The sequence below is a fragment of the Bradyrhizobium sp. AUGA SZCCT0160 genome, from assembly GCF_018130105.1.
Classification (GTDB): domain Bacteria; phylum Pseudomonadota; class Alphaproteobacteria; order Rhizobiales; family Xanthobacteraceae; genus Bradyrhizobium.
Genome location: NZ_JAFCMD010000013.1, coordinates 75,668 through 94,711 on the forward strand (window position 1 = coordinate 75,668; position 19,044 = coordinate 94,711).

General features: G+C 63.4%; 20 protein-coding genes and 1 tRNA gene. 13 read left to right on the top strand and 8 right to left on the bottom strand.

What is annotated here, in order from left to right:
• The first annotated feature begins 11 nt into the window (after positions 1-11).
• Together JQ558_RS21155 and JQ558_RS21160 are read left to right on the top strand one after the other, a co-directional pair.
• The gene (locus JQ558_RS21155) at positions 12-818 is read left to right on the top strand and encodes a glutamine amidotransferase (RefSeq protein ID WP_212294833.1); all 807 of its coding nucleotides are present in this window, start codon (positions 12-14) and stop codon (positions 816-818) included.
• Positions 819-946: 128 nt separating this feature from the next.
• A complete protein-coding gene (locus JQ558_RS21160) occupies positions 947-1,756 on the top strand; it encodes an enoyl-CoA hydratase (RefSeq protein WP_212210321.1) in 810 nt (269 codons plus the stop codon).
• A 129-nt stretch (positions 1,757-1,885) separates the two neighbouring features.
• On the opposite strand, the gene JQ558_RS21165 is transcribed toward JQ558_RS21160, so the two are convergent.
• Positions 1,886-1,961, bottom strand: a tRNA-Ala gene (locus JQ558_RS21165).
• Positions 1,962-2,143: 182 nt separating this feature from the next.
• Between JQ558_RS21165 and JQ558_RS21170 the strand changes: the two genes are divergently transcribed.
• The 3 genes from JQ558_RS21170 to folD are packed head-to-tail and all read left to right on the top strand — an operon-like array spanning position 2,144 to position 3,669.
• A complete protein-coding gene (locus tag JQ558_RS21170) occupies positions 2,144-2,434 on the top strand; it encodes a YggT family protein (protein ID WP_192739394.1) in 291 nt (96 codons plus the stop codon).
• A gap of 19 nt (positions 2,435-2,453) precedes the next feature.
• A complete protein-coding gene (locus JQ558_RS21175) occupies positions 2,454-2,783 on the top strand; it encodes a DUF167 domain-containing protein (RefSeq protein WP_212210322.1) in 330 nt (109 codons plus the stop codon).
• 1 nt (position 2,784) lies between these two features.
• Positions 2,785-3,669: a bifunctional methylenetetrahydrofolate dehydrogenase/methenyltetrahydrofolate cyclohydrolase FolD gene (gene folD / locus JQ558_RS21180; protein WP_212210323.1), complete on the top strand. Its 885-nt coding sequence runs from the start codon at positions 2,785-2,787 to the stop codon at positions 3,667-3,669.
• 159 nt (positions 3,670-3,828) lie between these two features.
• On the opposite strand, the gene JQ558_RS21185 is transcribed toward folD, so the two are convergent.
• From JQ558_RS21185 to JQ558_RS21195, 3 genes are all read right to left on the bottom strand, one after another.
• Positions 3,829-5,310 carry a M20 family peptidase gene (locus tag JQ558_RS21185; protein ID WP_212294835.1) on the bottom strand — a complete coding sequence of 494 codons (1,482 nt, stop codon included), beginning with the start codon at positions 5,308-5,310 and terminating at the stop codon, positions 3,829-3,831.
• A gap of 246 nt (positions 5,311-5,556) precedes the next feature.
• Positions 5,557-6,090, bottom strand: a complete 534-nt coding sequence (ppa, locus tag JQ558_RS21190) for an inorganic diphosphatase (RefSeq protein WP_212210325.1) — start codon at positions 6,088-6,090, stop codon at positions 5,557-5,559.
• 224 nt (positions 6,091-6,314) lie between these two features.
• The gene (locus JQ558_RS21195) at positions 6,315-6,824 is read right to left on the bottom strand and encodes a GNAT family N-acetyltransferase (protein ID WP_192739389.1); all 510 of its coding nucleotides are present in this window, start codon (positions 6,822-6,824) and stop codon (positions 6,315-6,317) included.
• A gap of 311 nt (positions 6,825-7,135) precedes the next feature.
• On the opposite strand from JQ558_RS21195, the gene JQ558_RS21200 reads away from it, so the two are divergent.
• Genes JQ558_RS21200 through JQ558_RS21215 form a run of 4 tightly spaced genes read left to right on the top strand, consistent with a single transcriptional unit; the run spans position 7,136 to position 10,254 of the window.
• Positions 7,136-8,035, top strand: a complete 900-nt coding sequence (locus tag JQ558_RS21200) for a S9 family peptidase (protein ID WP_212294837.1) — start codon at positions 7,136-7,138, stop codon at positions 8,033-8,035.
• A 7-nt stretch (positions 8,036-8,042) separates the two neighbouring features.
• Positions 8,043-8,510, top strand: coding sequence for a DUF2269 domain-containing protein (locus JQ558_RS21205; RefSeq protein ID WP_212294839.1), 468 nt, complete (start codon positions 8,043-8,045; stop codon positions 8,508-8,510).
• 26 nt (positions 8,511-8,536) lie between these two features.
• Positions 8,537-9,850 (top strand): SDR family oxidoreductase, encoded by a 1,314-nt coding sequence (locus tag JQ558_RS21210; RefSeq protein WP_409410555.1) that lies wholly within the window; start codon positions 8,537-8,539, stop codon positions 9,848-9,850.
• A complete protein-coding gene (locus tag JQ558_RS21215) occupies positions 9,847-10,254 on the top strand; it encodes a thiol-disulfide oxidoreductase DCC family protein (RefSeq protein WP_212294840.1) in 408 nt (135 codons plus the stop codon). Before JQ558_RS21210 ends, JQ558_RS21215 begins: the two co-directional genes overlap by 4 nt.
• A gap of 132 nt (positions 10,255-10,386) precedes the next feature.
• Here JQ558_RS21215 and JQ558_RS21220 read toward each other — a convergent pair whose 3' ends face one another.
• Complete coding sequence (locus tag JQ558_RS21220; RefSeq protein ID WP_212273535.1) at positions 10,387-11,646, bottom strand: NAD(P)/FAD-dependent oxidoreductase; 1,260 nt, start codon at positions 11,644-11,646, stop codon at positions 10,387-10,389.
• A 227-nt stretch (positions 11,647-11,873) separates the two neighbouring features.
• On the opposite strand from JQ558_RS21220, the gene JQ558_RS21225 reads away from it, so the two are divergent.
• Both JQ558_RS21225 and JQ558_RS37905 read left to right on the top strand, forming a co-directional pair.
• On the top strand, positions 11,874-13,622 hold the full coding sequence (locus JQ558_RS21225; protein ID WP_212294842.1) for a hypothetical protein: 1,749 nt from the start codon (positions 11,874-11,876) through the stop codon (positions 13,620-13,622).
• Between the two features lie 31 nt (positions 13,623-13,653).
• A complete protein-coding gene (locus JQ558_RS37905) occupies positions 13,654-13,788 on the top strand; it encodes a hypothetical protein (RefSeq protein ID WP_283814182.1) in 135 nt (44 codons plus the stop codon).
• A gap of 24 nt (positions 13,789-13,812) precedes the next feature.
• Here JQ558_RS37905 and typA read toward each other — a convergent pair whose 3' ends face one another.
• Complete coding sequence (typA, locus tag JQ558_RS21230) at positions 13,813-15,639, bottom strand: translational GTPase TypA (protein WP_212210332.1); 1,827 nt, start codon at positions 15,637-15,639, stop codon at positions 13,813-13,815.
• Between typA and JQ558_RS21235 the strand changes: the two genes are divergently transcribed.
• Positions 15,638-15,862 (top strand): hypothetical protein, encoded by a 225-nt coding sequence (locus JQ558_RS21235; RefSeq protein ID WP_192739380.1) that lies wholly within the window; start codon positions 15,638-15,640, stop codon positions 15,860-15,862. The genes typA and JQ558_RS21235 overlap by 2 nt on opposite strands.
• A 23-nt stretch (positions 15,863-15,885) precedes the next feature.
• Here the strand turns inward: JQ558_RS21235 and JQ558_RS21240 are convergent, their stop codons facing one another.
• On the bottom strand, positions 15,886-16,641 hold the full coding sequence (locus JQ558_RS21240) for a Crp/Fnr family transcriptional regulator (RefSeq protein ID WP_212210333.1): 756 nt from the start codon (positions 16,639-16,641) through the stop codon (positions 15,886-15,888).
• A gap of 202 nt (positions 16,642-16,843) precedes the next feature.
• On the opposite strand from JQ558_RS21240, the gene JQ558_RS21245 reads away from it, so the two are divergent.
• On the top strand, positions 16,844-17,212 hold the full coding sequence (locus JQ558_RS21245) for a response regulator (protein ID WP_212210334.1): 369 nt from the start codon (positions 16,844-16,846) through the stop codon (positions 17,210-17,212).
• Between the two features lie 204 nt (positions 17,213-17,416).
• On the opposite strand, the gene JQ558_RS21250 is transcribed toward JQ558_RS21245, so the two are convergent.
• A complete protein-coding gene (locus tag JQ558_RS21250) occupies positions 17,417-18,967 on the bottom strand; it encodes an alkaline phosphatase (RefSeq protein ID WP_212273537.1) in 1,551 nt (516 codons plus the stop codon).
• Positions 18,968-19,044 lie beyond the last annotated feature (77 nt).

A 19,044-nucleotide genomic window follows, 5' to 3' on the forward strand; every position in this document is an offset into this window, starting at 1 on the left:
TGAGCACATCGATGTCGTACCGGTCGCGAAAAAATGGCGAAAACGTCCTGCCCTTTCCGGGGCGAAGGGCGCTGGCTGCCGCGCCCGAATCTCTGCTGCTGCCTCTGCTGCCGGTCCTGATCGTTCTGCACCAGGAGAGTTCGACGCCGGGCCGGGTCGGCAACGCGCTGCGTGCGCTGGGGCATACCCTCGACATTCGCCGCCCGAGGTTCGGCGACCCCCTACCGGAAACGCTGGATCTGCATGCCGGTGCGGTGATCTTCGGCGGCCCGATGAGCGCCAACGACGGCGACGAATATGTGCGCCGGGAGATCGACTGGATCGAAATTGCCCTGCGCGAGCAGCGGCCGTTCCTCGGCGTCTGCCTCGGCGCCCAGATGCTCGCCAAACAATTGGGCGCGCCGGTAGCACCCCATCCGCAGGGCCGTACCCAGATCGGCTACTACCCGATCCGTCCGACGCAAGCCGGCCACGCGGTCTGCCCGAACTGGCCGGATCAGGTTTACCACTGGCACCGCGAGGGGTTCGAGCTGCCGGCCGGCGCCGAATTGCTGGCGGAGGGCGACGACTTTCCGGTGCAGGCATTCCAGTCCGGCCATGCCTTCGGCTTCCAGTTTCATCCCGACGTGACCTACGCGATGATGCATCGCTGGACCACGCGCTGCGAGACAATGGATTTGCCGGGTGCGCGGGCGCCGCATTCGCACTTCGCCGATCGCGCGGTGCACGACGTCGCCGAGCGCGCGTGGCTGCAGCAATTCATCTCCGGCTGGCTCAAGCGCATGCCGATGTCGATCATGTCGGAAGCCGCCGAATAGCCGCCACGCGGAATTTCCCCGCGCCTCCACGCGCCTTTCAAAACCATCAGATGTGCTAATCTGTCCGCATGGCGCGGCCGAAAAGGCGCGCGCGAAATTCAACAACAGAAAACAACAGGGAGATCGCGGTGACCTACCAACACATTCTGTACGACGTGAGCGACAAGGTCGCGACCGTCACGCTCAACCGGCCGGACCGCATGAACGCCTGGACCGCGATCATGGAGCGCGACGTGCGCCATGCGATGGAAACCGCCGCTGCCGACGACGATGTGCGCGTCATCGTGCTGACAGGCGCGGGGCGCGCGTTCTGCGCCGGCGCCGATATGGAAGGGCTGAAGGGAATCGATCCCAACGAGATCAGGCGCGGCGAGAACACGCCGTTCGACATGAACCGGCGAGCCGACTGGCAGACGCGCTACGCTTATTATCCGGCGATTCCAAAACCCGTGATCGGTATGCTGAACGGCGCCACCGCGGGCATCGGCCTCGTGCATGCGCTATATTGCGATCTGCGCTTTGCCGCCGACAACACCGTGTTCACGACCGCATTCTCGCGCCGCGGGCTGATCGCCGAGCATGGCATCAGCTGGATGCTGCCGCGAATAGTCGGCCACGCCAACGCGCTCGATCTGCTGATGTCCTCGCGCCGCGTCTCCAGCGAGGAAGCCCTGCGCATCGGCCTCGTCAACCGGCTCTATCCGCCGGATCAGCTGCGCGAGCAGACCTACGCCTACGCCCGCGACCTTGCCGATTTCGTCTCGCCCAGCGCGATCTCGGTGATCAAGCGCCAGCTCTACGATGTGCCGTTCCAGACGCTCGCGGAAGCCACCATCGACGCCAACCGGGAAATGCAGATCGCGCTCAAGGGCAGCGATTTCAAAGAGGGCGTGGCGAGTTTCATGGAGAAGCGTCCGCCGCGGTTTACGGGGAGGTGAGGGGGTTGTGTGCTTGTGGAACCAGCCCGCCGTCGCCCTTCGGGCTATGGCGCGGCAGCCTTCGCTAGCTTCGCTACGATAGGCCACGGCGTGGCTTGCCGAGCCGTAGCTTGCGAAGCAAGCGAAGGCTGGTGGAGCCAGGCGGGATCGAACCGCCGACCTCGTCATTGCGAACGACGCGCTCTCCCAGCTGAGCTATGGCCCCGTCGCGGCCGCCCAAACTGAGAACAGGCGACCGACAATCGGCGCCATTTACAGTCCGGCCCAAGGTCAAGTCAAGAACGGTTAAAGCGCCGATTCCGGGGTCTTTTTGATGGGAACTTCCCTTGTTTGCGGGGGGATGAACCGATATCTAGCAGGTTACCCCACCTGCGAGCCCCCTCCATCATGCGCGCTGTCCTCGACATCATCTCCATCGTCCTCGACCTCTATATCTGGCTCTTGATCGCCTCCGCCATCCTGTCCTGGCTGATCGCCTTCAATGTCGTGAACACGCGCAACCAGTTCGTCGCGGCCGTGGCCGAATTCCTGTACCGGATCACCGAGCCGGTGCTGGCGCCGATACGCCGGATGCTGCCCAGTCTGGGCGGCCTCGATATCTCGCCGATCATCCTGATCCTGATCATCATGTTCATCCAGCGCGTGATCGCCTACTACATCTATCCCAACGTCATCTGATCGAGGGCATCACTGATCGATGGATCCTTGGCGTTACTCCACCGAGGGCATCAGCGTGGCGCTACGGGTCACCCCGCGCGGCGGCCGCGACGACATCGACGGGATTGAGACGCTCGCCAACGGGCGTTCCGTGGTCAAGATTCGCGTGCGCGTCATCGCTGAGGGCGGCGAGGCCAACCGCGCGGTCATGGAACTGATGGCAAAGGCGCTCGGCGTGCCCAAGGCCAGGGTCAAGATCCTGTCCGGCACGACATCGCGCCTCAAGCAGGTCGCCATTGGCGGCGACCCCAAATCGCTCGGCGATACCTTGCGCAGGCTGACTGCAGCCAAACCGGATACGAAGGATTGAGATGACCGCCCGCATCATCGATGGAAAGATCATTGCAGCAGAGCTCCGCGGCCGCGTTGCCGGCGAGGTCGCACGGATCAAGGCCGCGCATCAGATAATTCCGGGGCTCGCGGTGGTGTTGGTCGGCAGCGACCCGGCGAGCCAGGTCTATGTCCGCAGCAAGCACAAGCAGACCCAGGAAGCCGGCATGGCGTCGTTCGAGCACGTGCTGCCCGAAGACGTCGCGCAGGCGGACTTGCTGGCGTTGATCGCGCAACTCAATCGCGATCCCGCAGTGCATGGCATTCTCGTGCAACTGCCGCTGCCGAAATCGCTGCATACCGAAACCGTCATCAATGCGATCGATCCCGCCAAGGATGTCGACGGGCTGCATCCGAACAATGCCGGGCGCCTGGCCGGCGGCTTTGCCGCGCTGTCGCCGTGCACGCCGCTCGGCTGCATTATTCTCACCAAGAGCGTGCATGCCTCGCTCGAGGGCATGAACGCCATCGTGATCGGCCGCTCCAACCTGGTCGGCCGTCCCCTGGTGCAATTGCTGCTCAATGAAAACGCGACGGTGACGATCGCGCATTCGCGCTCGCGCGATCTGGCGCAATTATGCGCCCGCGCCGATCTGGTCTATGCGGCCGTCGGCAAGCCGGAAATGGTGCGCGGCGACTGGATCAAGCCGGGCGCTACCGTGATCGACGTCGGCATCAACCGCCTGCCGGCCGCCGACGGCAAAACGCGCCTGGTCGGCGACGTCGCCTATGCCGAAGCGCTCAACGTCGCCGGTGCGATCACGCCGGTGCCGGGCGGCGTCGGGCAAATGACGGTGGCGTGTCTGCTGGTGAACACGCTGCGCGCGGCGTGCGCGATACACGGGCTGCCGAAGCCGGCGGTGTGAGGCGAGGCGCAGATCTCTCCGTCGTCATTGCGAGCCAACGGGTCGCGCGAATGCGCGCCCGATGACAGGCTCCGCGAAGCGATCCATAGCGTGGCAAAACGGATAGCTGGATTGCTTCGTCGCAAGTGCTCCTCGCAATGACGGAGGTGAGAGCTTGGGCTATCCCGCCGCGTTCTCGATCAGCCGCCGATAAAACCGGATCATGTCGGCATAGCCGTCCAGGCTGAGGCGTTCGTTGGTGCCGTGGAAGCGCTTCAGATCGTCGGTATCGGCGCGCACCGGCGAGAAGCGGAAAATCTTGTCGGTGATCCCGGCAAAGTGGCGCGAATCGGTCGCGCCCACCATCAGTCCGGGCGCCACGATGACATCAGGAAAAACCTCGCGGATGGTACGGTTGAGCATCTGGAACGACGGGCTCGCGGTACCCGTCACCGGTGGCGGATCGGTATTGCCGGGGAACGGTTTGATCGAAATGCGATCGTTGCGGATCGTGCTGCGCACATGGTCGGTGACGCTCGCCTGGGTGTCGCCCGGGATCATGCGGAAGTTGACGACGGCCTCGGCGTTGCCGGGCAGCACGTTGTCCTTGTCGCCGGCATTGAAAATCGTCAGCGCCGTGGTGGTGCGGATCGTCGCCTCGCTCGGGCCGTTCTTCTCGAACTCGCGCAGCAACAGCGGCTTGAACAGCCACAGGTTCGACAGCACCACGCGGTTGAAGCCGTTCATCTCCGGCGCCAGCGTGTCGAACATTTCGGCGACCGTGCCGCGGATATGCATCGGCAGGCGGTTGTCTTCGAGCCGCGCCAGCGCCGCGCTCAGCATGCCGATCGCGGTGTCGCGCGGCGGCATCGAGGAATGGCCGGGCGTTGCCTGCACGTTCAAGACCAGCGAGGCGTAGCCCTTTTCGGCAACGCCGATCAGAGCCGCTGATTTGTCGAGGCCCTTGATCATGCCTTCGGTGATCAGGAGGCCCTCGTCGACGACGAAATCGAGGCGGACGCCGCGTGAGGCCAATAGCGCCGCGATGGCCTTGGCGCCCGCGGTGCCGGCAGTTTCCTCGTCGTGGCCAAAGGCAAAGTAGATCGTTCGCTTCGGCCGGAAGCCGCCCTTGGTCATCGTCTCGGCGGCCTCCAGCATCGAATAGAGGTTGCCCTTGTCATCCCAGGAGCCGCGGCCCCAGATGAAACCATCGGCAATGACGCCATCGAAAGGCGGCTGCTGCCAGTCCTTCTCGGTGCCGGGCGCAACCGGCACCACATCCTGATGCGCGAGCAGCGCGATCGGCGGCAGCTTTGGATCGGAGCCCTCCCAGGTGTAGAGCAGGCTGTACTGGCCGACGATCTCGCGCTTCGCCACGGCGTGGAACGCCGGAAAGCTCTTCTCGATATGCGCCTGCATGCCGCGCAAGGCCTCGGCGTGCTGGTCGGGCTTTTCGTGGCTCGAAATGGTGCGAAAGCGGATCGCCTCGCTGAGGCGCGCCGCAACGGCTTGCGCGTCAACCGCAACGCGCGGGATGGCCGCGACCTGAATTTGCCGCGAACTATGGGTGATAACGTTGAACGCCAGCACGCCGGCGAGAATCACGATAACAGCGATCAGGAGCAGCGCGAGGTTGCGGACAATTCTGATCAGCCGTCGCATCGGTCTCTCCGTCATGGCCGGGCATAGCCGTCTGAAGGACGGCGTCGCTTCCGCTCGCCATAGCCGTCTGAAGGACGGCGTCGCTTCCGCTCGCCATAGCCGTCTGAAGGACGGCGTCGCTTCCGCTCGCCTATGTCCCGGCCTCCACGCCCTTCTTTCTGCGCGTGACCAAAGACGTGGATGCCCGGCACAAGGCCGGGCATGACGAGATCTATCACAAAGAATTGGTCCCGGGGCGCTAACCGCCTACTTCTTCCCCTGCGCCCGCTCGATGCCCTCGATGATCAGCCTTTGGGCGTCGTTCGCATCGCCCCAGCGCAGCACCTTGACCCATTTGCCTGGTTCGAGATCCTTGTAGTGCTCGAAGAAGTGCTGGATCTGCTGCAGCGTGATGTCGGGAAGGTCGTTGTAGTTCTTCACCTTGTCATAGCGCTGCGTCAGTTTCGATGTCGGCACCGCGATGATCTTCTCGTCGCCGCCGGCCTCGTCTTCCATCAGCAGCACGCCGACCGGCCGCACGCTCATGACGGCGCCCGGCACGATCGCGCGGGTATTGGCGACCAGCACATCGCAGGGATCGCCGTCGCCCGACAGCGTGTGCGGGATGAAGCCGTAATTGCCGGGATAGCGCATCGCCGTATAGAGGAAGCGGTCGACGACCAGCGTGCCGGCCTCCTTGTCCATTTCATATTTGATCGGCTCGCCTCCGACCGGCACTTCGATGATGACGTTGACGTCATGCGGCGGATTCTTACCGGTTGAAATGGCGTCAATGCGCATGGAGGGCTCCGTGGTTGCTTGGCGAAGTCGTGCTTCGACTGGCTGGATGGTCATGCCTGGCAAATGCGCCAAGCGCGTGTTCCGCGCTGGATCCCCGGCGTATCCATCGCATGCAGGCGGCTATTAGAAATGATGGGAGGCTAGGTCAAGCCATACCGAAGGCGCGAGTCGCGCTTTCGTCTGATATGACGATCAGCCCAAAAAATTGGCGTTTCAGGCTTGGCTCAGTTGGTCCAGGCGAAGGCGACCTTGTCGAGCGATTTGGGTCCGAACTTCTCCGACGAGCGGGCGACCATGCGTCCGCCGAGCGCGCGATAGAACTCCGTCGCGGGATCGTTGTCGGACAACGCCCAGATCACCATGCTCTTGAGGCCGCTCTGCAAGAGATCGCGGCGGGCGGAGGTGAAGAGGCGGCGGCCGAAGCCGAGACCCTGGAATTCCGGACGCAGATAGAGCTCGTAGATTTCGCCTTCGAAATGCAGGCTGCGGGCGCGGTTGCGGCCGTAGTTGGCATAGCCCGCGACCTTGTCGCCGAACACCAGCACGCTGACGCGGCTGCCCTTGCGGATCGCGCTGTCCCACCATTGCGGGCCGCGGCGGTTGATCAGCTTTTCAAGTTCGGCGCCGGGAATGATGCCCTGATAGGCCGAGCGCCAGGCTTCGTCATGGGTGGACGCCACCGCGGCTGCATCCGCAGCTTTGGCCGGCCGAACCTCGATCAGGGTTGTGCTCATGGACCCAATCAAAGCAAGTCAGCGCGTTGTCTTCAAGGTCCATCGTTAATTATCGGTTAACCTGTGGATTTTCTGCATCAGTTTACCGCCCGGCTGTACCGAAAGAGGACAGGAGGCCGACTTTACCGGGCACTTGGCCGATGCGGAGCAGGGTAAAACCAGGCTCAAAACAATCGCGGAGAACGCTTCCAGCAATCCGATCACGGAAAAATGTGCTGAATCTGATTCGCCGGTATTCTGTTGGCGAATTCGCAATTCCTTCCCAAAGACTACCGTCGCAACTGCCTTTCCCAAGCCCGCCAGGCCAATTCATGCATCCGGCTAAAGTGTTTATCGCAGCGGTTGTCCTCGCCGCGCTCGGCATCGAGACCGGCGCGGCGCAACAAAACCTCGGCGCGCAAGGTACCGAGGGCGAGCCCAATCGCCGGCAGCAATGGCTGGTGCCGTCGCCCGATCTGGGCCCTCCGTCACATGCGCTGTTGTTTCGTCCACCGGGCGCCGGTCCGTTTCCGCTCGCGCTGATTGCGCATGCCACCACCCAAAACGTATTGCGTCGCGCGCAAATGCCGCAGCCGGAATACCGTGCGCTGGCGGCCTGGCTGGTGGCGCGCGGCTTTGCCGTGCTGGTGCCGGAGCGTCCGGGCCATGGCGCCACGGGCGGCAAATATCTCGAAGACCAGGGCGGCTGCGACGAGGCTGATTACGCCAGGTCAGGCCGCGCCACCGCTGATGTCATCGCGGCGGCAATGGGCTTCGTGCGCAAGCAACCCTTCATCCGGTCAAACGGAATGATCGTGATCGGGCACTCGGCCGGCGGCTGGGGCGCGCTGGCGCTGGCCAGTGAAGATCCGAAGGACATCTCCGCGATCATCGCCTTTGCGCCCGGACGCGGCGGCCGCGCCAATGATTTTCCGGGTCAGGTCTGCGCGCCGCACACCCTGATGGCCGCCGCACGGGAATTCGGCAAGACCGCGCGCGTGCCCGTCACATGGCTGGTGGCGGCCAATGACAGCTACTTCTCGCCTGTTCTGTCACGGCAACTGGCGGACGCGTTCCGCAACGCCGGCGGCAAGGTCGATTTCCGCGTGCTCGGGGCCTATGGCAGTGAAGGGCACTGGCTGCCGGAAACCGAAGCTGGTGTAACAAGCGCTGCCAATGAACTCGATCGCGCCCTGAAGCTGCGCGCGCAAAGCCCGGCCAAAAAACGATGACGCGACGATGACGCTGTATTTCGCGATCAAATATCTGCACATGCTTGGCGCCATCGTCATTCTCGGCACCGGCAGCGGCATCGCGTTTTTCATGCTGATGGCGCACCGCAGCGGTGATGCCTCCTTCATCGCCCGCACCGGGTCGACAGTGGTGATTGCCGACATGCTGTTCACGCTGACGGCGGTGCTGCTGCAGCCCGTCACCGGCGGTCTCTTGATGATGCTGTCATCGACGGGATTTGGCGAACTCTGGATTTGGGCCTCGCTCGGGCTGTATGCGGTGGCGGGGCTGTTCTGGATGCCGGTGATCTTCATGCAGATCGAGATGCGCGACCTGGCGCGCGTCGCCGCGGCTGCGAATGCGGCGCTGCCGCCGCGCTATTTCGCGCTGTTCCGGCGCTGGTTTCTGTTCGGCATTCCAGGCTTTGGTTCGGTCATGGCGATCCTGTGGTTGATGATCGCGAAGCCGGTTTAGGTGGGTATATGCAAGCGGAAAATTCATTGCGCAAAATCCTCGTCCTCGGCGCTTCCGGCCTGATCGGTAGGTACATCACCGATGATCTTCGATTGCAGGGCTTTCAGGCGGTCGGGGTCGCGCGGCATTTCGAACCGTCACAAAAGACTGGCGCTTCCGACCTTGAGCTTCCGATCATGTCGATGGATGCTGCCTCGCTGGCGCGGTTGATCCGCGAGCGCGAGATCGATGTCGTGGTCAATTGCCTCGGCGTGCTGCAGGACGGGCCGGGCAGCGACACCCGCGCGGTGCATCGCGATTTCGTCGAACGGCTGCTGGTGGCGATCCGCGACAGCCGCCGCGCGGTGCGCTTCGTTCACATCTCGATCCCCGGCACCGCCGATGACGACCGCACCGCCTTTAGCACGACCAAGCGCGAGGCAGAGCGGCTGATCGCGGCCTCCGGTATTCCCTACGCAATCCTGCGGCCGGGCTTTGTCGTGGCGCCTTCGGCCTATGGCGGCAGCGCGATGTTGCGCGCGCTGGCGGCATTCCCGCTGCAATTGCCCGGCGATGAATCGGCGACTCCGTTCCAGCCGGTGGCGGTCGAGGATGTTTCCGCGACCATCGCCTGGCTCGCCGCCCGCGACATCGGCGATCCCGCGGCAAACGCCGTGACCTGGGACCTGATGCAGCCGCAACCGATCACGCTTGGCAATGTCATCGATCAATTCCGCTGGTCGCTCGGCACCTCCCGCATGCCGCGGATCACGCTTCCCGGTTTTCTGCTCAATCTCGGCGCCAAATCAGGCGATCTCGCCAATAAACTTGGCTGGATGCCGCCGATGCGCTCCACGGCGATCGCCGAACTGCGCCGCGGCGTCACCGGCGATCCCGCAAGCTGGATGGCGGCGACCGGCATCGTGCCGAAGACGCTGGCGCAGGCGGTGGGCGGGCATGCCGCCACCATCCAGGACAAATGGTTCGCGCGGCTGTTCCTGGTCAAGGCGCTCGTGATCGCCAGCCTTGCGGTGTTCTGGATCGTGTCGGGCTTCATCTCGCTGGTGATCTCGTTTGCCGCCGCCGCCGATATTTTGCGGGCGCACGGCTTTCCGTCATGGCTGGTCGCGCCGATGACTGCTATCACCAGCCTGATGGATATGAGCATCGGGGTGTTAATCGCCTTCCGTCGCACCGCCGCGGTCGGACTGGTCGCCGGCATCGTCGTCGCGCTGGGCTACATGGTCGGCGCGGCGATCCTGACGCCGGATCTCTGGATCGAGCCGCTCGGTGCGCTGGTCAAGACGGGACCGGCGATCGTGCTGATGTTGGTCGCATTGCTTACCTTGGACAACAGATGACGGCATGGCCGGACGATGACGTGATCCTCTACGACGGCGTCTGCATCTTCTGCTCGCGCTGGGTCCGCTTCGTCGCCACGCGAGACGTCGAGCGTCGCTTTCGCTTCACGCCGATCCAGTCCGGCTACGGCACGCGTCTGGCGCAGGCGTTCGGCATCAACCCCGACGATCCCGATACCAACGCCGTCGTTCACGGCGGCGTCGCATATTTCAAGTCCGACGCGGCGCTGACGGTGCTCGGCGCGCTGCCGGGCCGGGGCTGGATGCGCGCGCTGTTTGCGGTGCCGAAGCCGCTGCGCGACGGCGTCTACAGCCTTGTCGCGCGCAACCGCTACCGGATTTTCGGCAAGTATGAGCAGTGTTTTGTGCCCGATGCCGATATGCGCGCGCGGGTGATGGAGTAGATTCACGCCGAACCGTCATTGCGAGCGAAGCGAAGCAATCCATGTCACCGCTTGGGGAATCGATTGCGTCGTCGCTATCGCTCCCTTGCGCAAACGCTTCGCGCTTGTCGCAGGCAATGACGGGATTGAGGGCTATTGCTTCGCCAGCAAAGCCAACACTTCCCCCGCCGCGCGCTCCCCCGAATCCCGTGCCCCATGCGCGGTCGAGAAAAACCCCGGCGAGGTCGCCTCTCCGGCAAAAAACAAGCGTCCATCTACGGGCGCTGCCAGCACCGCGCGGTCGCCGGCGTGGCCGGGTAGAGCGTGGGAATACGAGCCGCGCGAGAACGGCTCGTGGGCCCAGCGCGATTCCGCGAGCGGCTTCAGCTTGCGGCGGAAGTCGTTGCCGAGGAAGCCTGCAATCTCGCTGATGCTTTCGGCGGCCAGTGCGCCGGGGCCGGCATCTTCCAGCGATCGCGCAAAGCGGCCGCCGAAAAAGCCTTCGATGCAGGGCTGGCCGAACGGGCGCAGATGATAGGTGCCCATCGCGGTGCGCATGGTGGCGCCGCGCAGGCTGCCATCCTTCGGCAGCGCGTCGCCATCGCTAAGTGCCAGCATCACCTTGTCGGCGAGACCAAGCGGCAGGCCGCGTGCGGCGTCGAGCTTTGCCGGCAGGGCCGGGTGAAAGCGGATGGCTTCATCCGCAATCAGGTTGGTCGGGACGGTGATGATCACCCTGCCGGCGGTCAGCGTGCCCCGCGACGTCTCGACGCGAATGCGCTTTCCCGAATGGTCGATCAGCGTCACCGCGCAGTTGAGCGCGAGCGGCATCGAGGCGCCATAGGCAGCGACCAGCGCGCCATAACCGCGGCGGACGCGCCAGTTGATCTCGGTGTCTTCATAGGCATCCATGTCCAGGATCGAGACCTGATCCAGTTCGCAGCCGTTGACGTAGGTCGAGATCGCGTCGATCATCGGGTTCCAGCGATTGCCGGGCTCAAGATAGAGGCTCGCGGCGACATCGCGGCCGCTCTGCCCGGCCAGTTCTGCGGCTTCCTCGGCGCGGTCATAGAAGGCATCGAGCGCCCTCAGGAATTCCGTCCGCTGCTCAACCGGAAACGCCTTGTTGTGGGCCTGCTCGCGCCAGGGCGGGCGGTTCCTGTCGATTTCGAACTTCAGTTGCTCGGCGATCGGGACGAATGAATTTTCATCCGCCGAATGCAACCAGCCGCATCCGAGGTCGAAGGTGATCTCGGGCGAGGCCGCTATCGTATGGGCACGGCCGCCGACGCGGTCGCGCGCTTCCAGCACGACACAGGAGAGACCGGATTGTTTCAGCGCATGCGCGGCGCCGAGGCCAGCAGCGCCGGCGCCGATGATGGCAACATCGACTTCGGAGGGGAGGGTCGTCATGTCAGAGCCTCTAGCACGTTCGCCAGGGGGCCTGAAGCCGGTCCGCAGAGGGCTCCCGGTCCACGGCGGGCAGGGGAGGGATGCGGTTTTCGCATCGATTGGCCGAGCTCGGTCATTGCCGGCTGGCAGTGCGACATCTTTGCGAAAAAGAGCGGCTTGTTTCTCTCCCTGTAGTTGTATTGAATAGATTATTCTCCCTAACGTCATTTCAGATCCGGATTTCAGCCATGGCCGAATTCGACCCCGCTACCGCGCGGAAGAGAACCGCGATCCTTGTCGTTCACGGCATCGGCAGTCAGCGCGCGCTGGAAACGGTGCGCGGCGTCATACGGGGCGTCTGGCTGGACGAGAAAAACCCGGCCGACAAAGGCAAGCGGATCTGGACGCATCCGGAAAGGGACGGCTCCGACATCGACCTCGCGGTGATGACGACGAACACGGTGCCGGATTCGCCGGATGGCCGCCTGGTCGATTTCCACGAATTATATTGGGCTCACCTGATGAGTGAGACCAAGGCCGTCGCAGTGCTGCTCTGGCTGTACGAACTGGTCCGGAAGGGGCCGATCATGAAGCTCGGCATGAACGGGCTTTGGTGGGCAGCGGCTATTTTCCTGTGCCTGATGAATCTCTCCTTCGCGGTGCTGGTGTTGCAGGGGATTCTGCTGTTTTCGCGAAACGTTGCGCAGATCATGCTGGTCGCACCGTTCCTGCTGCTGGTTGCAAGCCTGCTGTTAGGCCTCCTCGTCGCCTTGAAATGGGGGGCTGTCCGGATCATCGGATTGCTCGCAATCGCGTTGGCCGGCGGGGCCGTTCTGATCGCGGTCTATGTCTGGATCGGGAGAAAATTTCCCGGCATTGCTGCGAGTGCAGGTAATCCCGGGATTCCCGATGGTGCCGAACTCTTCACGCAGATTGCGCTACCCACGTTGATTGCGCTGATCGCGACATTGCTGATCATGGGGCGACAGGGACTGCGGGCATTCTGGCGAGCCATCTTCATTTCCGTGGTCCTGTTCGGCATTTTCATTGTTGCCGATCGGTACTGGCATCCGGAAAGCGAATTTGTCCTGACCGTGATCAAGGCATGGTTGTGGGCGCTGAACTCGCCGTGGAGCGTCGCGGCGGCGTCGGCCGTGATCGGGCTCTATTTGATCATCAATGCCGCATTCCTGCAGCCGTATCTCGGCGATGCCGCGCGCTACTTCCGCAATTCACCGGCCAATGTGGCGGTGCGCCGGGCGATCAGGAAGGAGGCCGTGGATCGGCTCGCAAACCTCCACGCGTCCGGCCAGTACGATCGCATCGTCGTCGTCGCGCACAGCCTTGGTACCGTCGTCGCCTACGACATGCTGCGCGCCTATTTCAGCCGGGTCTGCAATGAGTTGCCGCCTGTCGAAGAGCTGGGCACGGATTTTGACGCCATCGATAGCGCCAAATGGCAGCCGGAAGACGCCAAGGCAACGATCGAGGACAAGAAGGCGTTGCGGATCAAGGCGCGCGCCACGATCGCCAGCATCGCCGCTGCCGCGGCGAAGCCGACGCCCCAGCAGCAAAAGCCCAATCCCTTGCAACCCAAGAGCTGGCTGGTGACCGACTTCGTCACCCTGGGAAGCGCGCTGACCCACGCCTACTTCCTGATGTGCCTGGGCAAGACCGCGGCGGATCTGAAAGCCGAGGGAAGGTTGAATACCGAGCAGGATCTGAAGGATGATTTCGCCCGGCGCGTCGGGGAAAGAGAGTTTCCGACCTGCCCGCCGAAACGGCTCGATCGAGACGGCTTGCTGACCTTCACCAATCCGACGACGCACAGGAAGCAAATTCACAACGGCGCGTTGTTCGGATTGACCCGGTGGAGCAACATCTATTTTCCCCGGCGTCAGCTGTTCTGGGGAGACGCCATCGGCGGCGCGCTATCGCCGATCTTCGGCTATCACATCGTCGATCTCGCGGTCTCCACCAAAAACGCGGGGGGGTGACGACTTCTTCACCCACACCGCCTATTGGGACGTGCGCCGTGCGCCCGACACCTGTCAGGCGCCGCATATCGTCACGCTGCGCAAGGCCATCGATCTGGCCGATACCGGCGCCGCCATCGACCTGGTCGACGAAGGCGACGATCCCACCGCGCACGACGGGATCTGACGCAGTCGTTTAGGCGGGCGGTGCTTAGGCCACCGCCTCCTTGGCCTTTTCCGCGCGCTTGCGGTCGTTGGCGTCGAGGAACTTCTTGCGCAGGCGGATCGACTTTGGGGTCACTTCCACCAGCTCGTCGTCCTCGATATAGGCCAGCGCCTTTTCCAGCGTCATGCGGATCGGCGGGGTCAGGCGCACCGCTTCATCCTTTGAGGTGGTGCGGATGTTGGTGAGCTGCTTGCCCTTGAGCACGTTGATCTCGAGGTCGTTGTCGCGGGTGTGCTCGCCGACGATCATGCCCTTGTAGACCTTCCAGCCCGGCTCGATCATCATCGGGCCGCGGTCTTCCAGCTTGAACATCGCGTAAGCCACCGCTTCGCCCTGGTCGTTGGAGATCAAGACGCCGTTGCGACGGCCCTGGATGTCGCCCTTGTAGTTGGCATAGCCGTGGAACAGGCGGTTCATGATCGCGGTGCCGCGGGTATCGGTGAGCAGTTCGCCCTGATAGCCGATCAGGCCGCGGGTCGGCGCGTAGAACACCAGCCGCAGGCGGTTGCCGCCGGAGGGACGCATCTCGATCATCTCGGACTTGCGCTCGCTCATCTTCTGCACGACGACGCCGGAATGCTCCTCGTCGACGTCGATCACGACTTCCTCGATCGGCTCCTGCCAGTCACCGGTGGTTTCGTCCTTCTTCAGCACCACGCGGGGGCGCGACACCGAAAGCTCAAAGCCTTCGCGACGCATGGTCTCGATCAGGATCGCGAGCTGCAATTCGCCGCGGCCGGAAACTTCCATCGCATCCTTGTCGGTGGCTTCCACCACGCGCAGCGCGACATTGCCTTCGGCTTCGCGCAGCAGGCGGTCGCGGATCATGCGGCTGGTCACCTTGTCGCCTTCGGTGCCGGCAAGCGGTGAGTTGTTGACGATGAACGACATCGACACGGTCGGCGGATCGATCGGCTGCGCCACCAGCGGGGTTTCAACGGACGGATCGCAGAAGGTATCGGCGACGGTGCCCTTGGTGAGGCCGGCGATGGCGACGATGTCGCCCGCTTCGGCTTCCTCGAGCGGCGTCCGCTCGATGCCGCGGAAGGCGAGGATCTTCGTGATACGCCCGCTTTCGATCTGCTTGCCGTCGGCACCGAGCACCTTCACGGCCTGGTTCGGCTTGATCGAACCCGAGGTGATGCGGCCGGTGATGATGCGGCCGAGATAGGGATTGGCTTCGAGGATGGTGCCGATCATCCGGAACGGGCCTTCTTCGACCGTCGGCGGCGCGACATGGCGCAGGATCAGGTCGAACAGTGGCTGCATGCCGGCTTCGTGCGAGGCTTCCGGGCTGTCGCCCATCCAGCCCTGCTTGGCTGATCCATAAAGAATCGGGAAATCGAGCTGCTCTTCGGAGGCGTCGAGCGCGGCGAACAGGTCGAACACTTCGTTGATGACTTCGGTCGGGCGCGCGTCGGGACGGTCGACCTTGTTGATGACGACGATCGGCTTCAGGCCGACCTTCAGCGCCTTGGAGACCACGAACTTGGTCTGGGGCAGCGGGCCCTCCGCGGCGTCGACCAGCACCAGCGCGCCGTCCACCATGTTCAGGATGCGCTCGACCTCGCCGCCGAAATCGGCGTGGCCGGGAGTGTCGACAATGTTGATGCGGGTGTCTTTCCACTGCACCGAGGCGGCCTTGGCCAGAATGGTGATGCCGCGCTCGCGCTCCAGGTCGTTGGAATCCATCGCGCGTTCGACCACGCGCTGGTTGTCACGGTAGGTACCGGATTGCTGCAGCAGCTTGTCGACCAGCGTGGTTTTGCCGTGGTCGACGTGGGCGATGATGGCGACGTTACGAAGGTTCATGGCTCTTCTTCTGGTCGTGCAATGGCTGGAGCGCGATCTCGCCGGAAAACCGGGACCCACTTTTCCGGATCGTGCTCAAAACCTGAAATGCGAAAGGGGCAACGGCCTCGACCTTGGCCCCAAAAAGGAAGCCCGGCCAAAAGGACCGGGCACACCTTACGCGTTGCGGCGCAATATAGTCAGAAAACGCCAAAAAACAATGATTTGTTTGGCATTTGGTTAGCCGATTTTCGCCCGATTGCCCGCCTAATTGCCCTTTTCGGGGTCCGGATAGACCCCCCGCAAAACCTCCTCGAAATGGTCCTTCACCGCGTCATTGCAGAGGCAGGACCGGATTCGCAGCGCATCGGCGTTGCGGACCAGGATCGAACCGCGACGGGTCTCCAGCATGCCCTCGGCCTTGAAGGTCTGGATCACCCGGCTGGTGTAGCTGCGGCCGACCCCGAGCAGGGTCGCCAACTGCTCATGGGTCAGCGGCACCACTTCGTCGCCGTCGGTGCGTTCCATCGCCGAAATGATCCATTTCGCCGTGCGCTGCTCGATCGAGTGGATCGCGTTGCAGGCCGTGGACTGGAAGATCTGGGCCAGCATGCAGTCGGCGTAGCGGGCGAAGATGTTGCTGAGCGTCGCCGATTGCCTCTTGGCGGCCTCGAGCTTTCCGACCGGCAGCCGCACGAACGGCCCGGCGAACTTGACCATGATGCGGGTATAGGCCGGCAAATAACCCTGGCTGACGATGCCGCCGACCGCGCCTTCGCGGCCGATCAGGATGGTCTCGACATCGCGGCCATCCTCATTGGGGACCAGGTAGGAGACGAGGCTCGGACCGCAGGGGAAATGCACGATCTCGACGTCATCGCCGGGGCTGTAGAGCACTTCGCCGGCACTGGCATCGACCTCGGCAAGGTTCGGCGCGACCAGGGCGAAATCGGCCGCGTTCAGACGACGCAGCAAATTGTTGAACGGCCGTGCGCCGGCCGGCTCCTCGCGTCGCGCCTGCATCCAAGGTTCCTCTGTTCCCCAAGCGCACAATAACGAAGCTGTGCGCGTTTTTATGTGCACTAGTGAACAGACAGCATAACGACGGTGTGATGGTTTCAGTTCCGGAACCGATGGCCGCGCTTCAAGGCGTCGTCGGACCTCCTTCCGGGGCTTCGGCCCGGCAATCGGACAAAAAATAGTGAACCTGGGACAGACGAGTACAATGCAACCCGTCGCCGACGGCATGCCCAATGACGTCCTGATCGTCGAGGACGACCCAATCATCGCACTCGATTTCGAGGACACGCTTCTTGGTTTTGGCGTAAAGGCCGTGCGTACGGCTCAAACCGTGGCCAGGGCCCTCGCCATGATCGCCGAACGGCCGCCGGATTTTGCCCTGCTCGATGTCAGCCTGATTCGTGAAAAGAGTTTTGCGGTTGCCGAACAGCTGGACGCGCTGAAAATTCCTTATGTCTTCGTCACCGGCTATGGCGTCGACGCCAGGCTCCCGGCGGCGTTCGCAAACACGCCCCGGCTGGCGAAGCCTTATTCGACCGAGGCGTTGCTCGCGTTGCTGAACGTCAGGCGCTGAGACGCCAACCAGCGCGTCTGATTTATCGGCGGTGGATGCGTCCGCTTCCGGGCCGCCTGAATGGTTCACCCGGGAGCCGGTTCTGACTGGATCAGAACCGGCCCCGGCTTTTTGTTTTGACGCGTTTTCTACCGCAGATAAGTCTACGCAATCCGCGCAAAGCTTGATTGCGATGCGAACCGATTCCCGCTTCGCTCGAAAACGCTACGTACGCTGCGGATCGAGCGTCGTCGACCAGAGTGCGACGTCGGCGCGATCGCGCAAGGTCACGATCATCTGTCCGGTGGCGCCGTCGATCTTGACGTGGCCGAAGAACTGCATGCCGGCCGACGGCGGCAGGTTCTGCTTGTCCGGCCCCGGCGCCTTGATGAACTTCACCTCGGGCCCAAACGTGTTGTCGAGTTCGTTCGGCCCGAACGTGCCGGCATGCAGCGGGCCGGCGACGAATTCCCAGAACGGATCGAACTCCTGGAATTGCGCTTTATCGGGATTGTAGTAATGCGCGGCGGCGTAGTGCACGTCAGCCGTCAGCCACACCGTGTTGACGACGCCTGATGTCTTGATGAAGCGCAGGATATCGGCAATCTCGAGTTCACGGCCGCGCGGCGGGCCGTCGCCTTGCGCGAACGCTTCCGAGCCCTTTTTGTTGGCCGCATCGTCATAGACGATGATGCTGAGCGGCATGTCGGAGGCGATCACCTTCCAGGTCGCGCGCGAGTTCAACAGTCCGCGCTTCAGCCAGGCGAGTTGATCCGGTCCGAGGAAATAGCTTTCGGGCCCGTAGCTGGTTTGCAGGTTGGGCCCGTTGCCGGCGCGATAGCTGCGCTCGTCCAGCATGAAGACGTCGAGATGCGGACCGTAATGCAGCGTGCGATAGAGCCGGCCCGGCTCCACAATGCTTTCCCGGATCGGATACATTTCGTGGAACGCGCGGCCGGCGCGGGCGGCGAGCAGGTTGATGTCGCGCTCCTTGTAGGAGGCCGGCAATTGCTTCGACGGCGACCAGTTGTTGGTGACCTCGTGGTCGTCCCATTGCACGAAGATCGGCACCTCGGCGTTGAAGGCGCGGACATGTTCGTCCATGAAATTGTATTTGTGGGCCGCGCGAAACTCGTCGAGCGTCTCGGCCACCTTGGCTTTTGCTTCGATGGTGACGTTCTTCCACACCTTGCCGTCGGGAAGCTTCACCTCGGACCTGATCGGGCCGTCGGCATAGACGGTGTCGCCGGAATGCAGCAGGAAATCCGGGCGGTGCTTGCGCATGGTGGCGAAGGTGAACATGCCGCCGTCGTCGGGGTTGATGCCCCAGCCCTGTCCCGCGACATCGCCGCCCCAGACGAAGCTGACATCGCGGCGATCGGCCGGCGCGGTGCGGAAGCGGCCGACAACGGCCTCGCTCGCGACGTCGATATGCGACAGATCGCGAAACCGCACGCGGTAGAAGATCTCTTGTCCCGCGGGCAGGTTTTCCAGCAGCATCTTGGCGGTGAAATCGCTTTCGGGCAGTGCTGCGATCGGCGGCAGCGCCCGCGCATTGGCAAACGACTCGGATGTCGCGACCTCGACCATCATTTGCGAGGGACGGTCGGCGCGCGCCCAGATTACGCCGCCATCGGCGCCGACGTCGCCGGATTGCACGCCGTGGCTGATGACCGGCCGGTCGCCGGCGCGGCTGAGATAGGGCATCGCGATGACGCCAAATCCCGTCGCGGCGGTGGAGGAGAGAAATTTTCGACGAGAAATTCGTGTGGCCATGTCGGTGTTCCCGGTCCGCCCTGAGATAGCACAGGTAGACCTAGGAAAATTCCATGACCGCCGAATTACAGGACGGC

Excerpts from the sequence above, each read along its gene's own strand:
- JQ558_RS21175 (WP_212210322.1), top strand. The coding sequence starts at position 2,454 with ATGGATCCTTGGCGTTACTCCACCGAGGGCATCAGCGTGGCGCTACGG.
- JQ558_RS21225 (WP_212294842.1), top strand. The coding sequence starts at position 11,874 with ATGGCCGAATTCGACCCCGCTACCGCGCGGAAGAGAACCGCGATCCTT.
- JQ558_RS21220 (WP_212273535.1), bottom strand. The coding sequence starts at position 11,646 with ATGACGACCCTCCCCTCCGAAGTCGATGTTGCCATCATCGGCGCCGGC.
- JQ558_RS21240 (WP_212210333.1), bottom strand. The coding sequence starts at position 16,641 with ATGCAGGCGCGACGCGAGGAGCCGGCCGGCGCACGGCCGTTCAACAAT.
- JQ558_RS21215 (WP_212294840.1), top strand. The coding sequence starts at position 9,847 with ATGACGGCATGGCCGGACGATGACGTGATCCTCTACGACGGCGTCTGC.
- typA (WP_212210332.1), bottom strand. The coding sequence starts at position 15,639 with ATGAACCTTCGTAACGTCGCCATCATCGCCCACGTCGACCACGGCAAA.
- JQ558_RS21200 (WP_212294837.1), top strand. The coding sequence starts at position 7,136 with ATGCATCCGGCTAAAGTGTTTATCGCAGCGGTTGTCCTCGCCGCGCTC.
- JQ558_RS21195 (WP_192739389.1), bottom strand. The coding sequence starts at position 6,824 with ATGAGCACAACCCTGATCGAGGTTCGGCCGGCCAAAGCTGCGGATGCA.
- ppa (WP_212210325.1), bottom strand. The coding sequence starts at position 6,090 with ATGCGCATTGACGCCATTTCAACCGGTAAGAATCCGCCGCATGACGTC.
- JQ558_RS21245 (WP_212210334.1), top strand. The coding sequence starts at position 16,844 with ATGCAACCCGTCGCCGACGGCATGCCCAATGACGTCCTGATCGTCGAG.
- JQ558_RS21170 (WP_192739394.1), top strand. The coding sequence starts at position 2,144 with ATGCGCGCTGTCCTCGACATCATCTCCATCGTCCTCGACCTCTATATC.
- JQ558_RS21205 (WP_212294839.1), top strand. The coding sequence starts at position 8,043 with ATGACGCTGTATTTCGCGATCAAATATCTGCACATGCTTGGCGCCATC.
- JQ558_RS21235 (WP_192739380.1), top strand. The coding sequence starts at position 15,638 with ATGGCTCTTCTTCTGGTCGTGCAATGGCTGGAGCGCGATCTCGCCGGA.
- JQ558_RS21250 (WP_212273537.1), bottom strand. The coding sequence starts at position 18,967 with ATGGCCACACGAATTTCTCGTCGAAAATTTCTCTCCTCCACCGCCGCG.
- JQ558_RS21155 (WP_212294833.1), top strand. The coding sequence starts at position 12 with ATGTCGTACCGGTCGCGAAAAAATGGCGAAAACGTCCTGCCCTTTCCG.
- JQ558_RS21185 (WP_212294835.1), bottom strand. The coding sequence starts at position 5,310 with ATGCGACGGCTGATCAGAATTGTCCGCAACCTCGCGCTGCTCCTGATC.
- folD (WP_212210323.1), top strand. The coding sequence starts at position 2,785 with ATGACCGCCCGCATCATCGATGGAAAGATCATTGCAGCAGAGCTCCGC.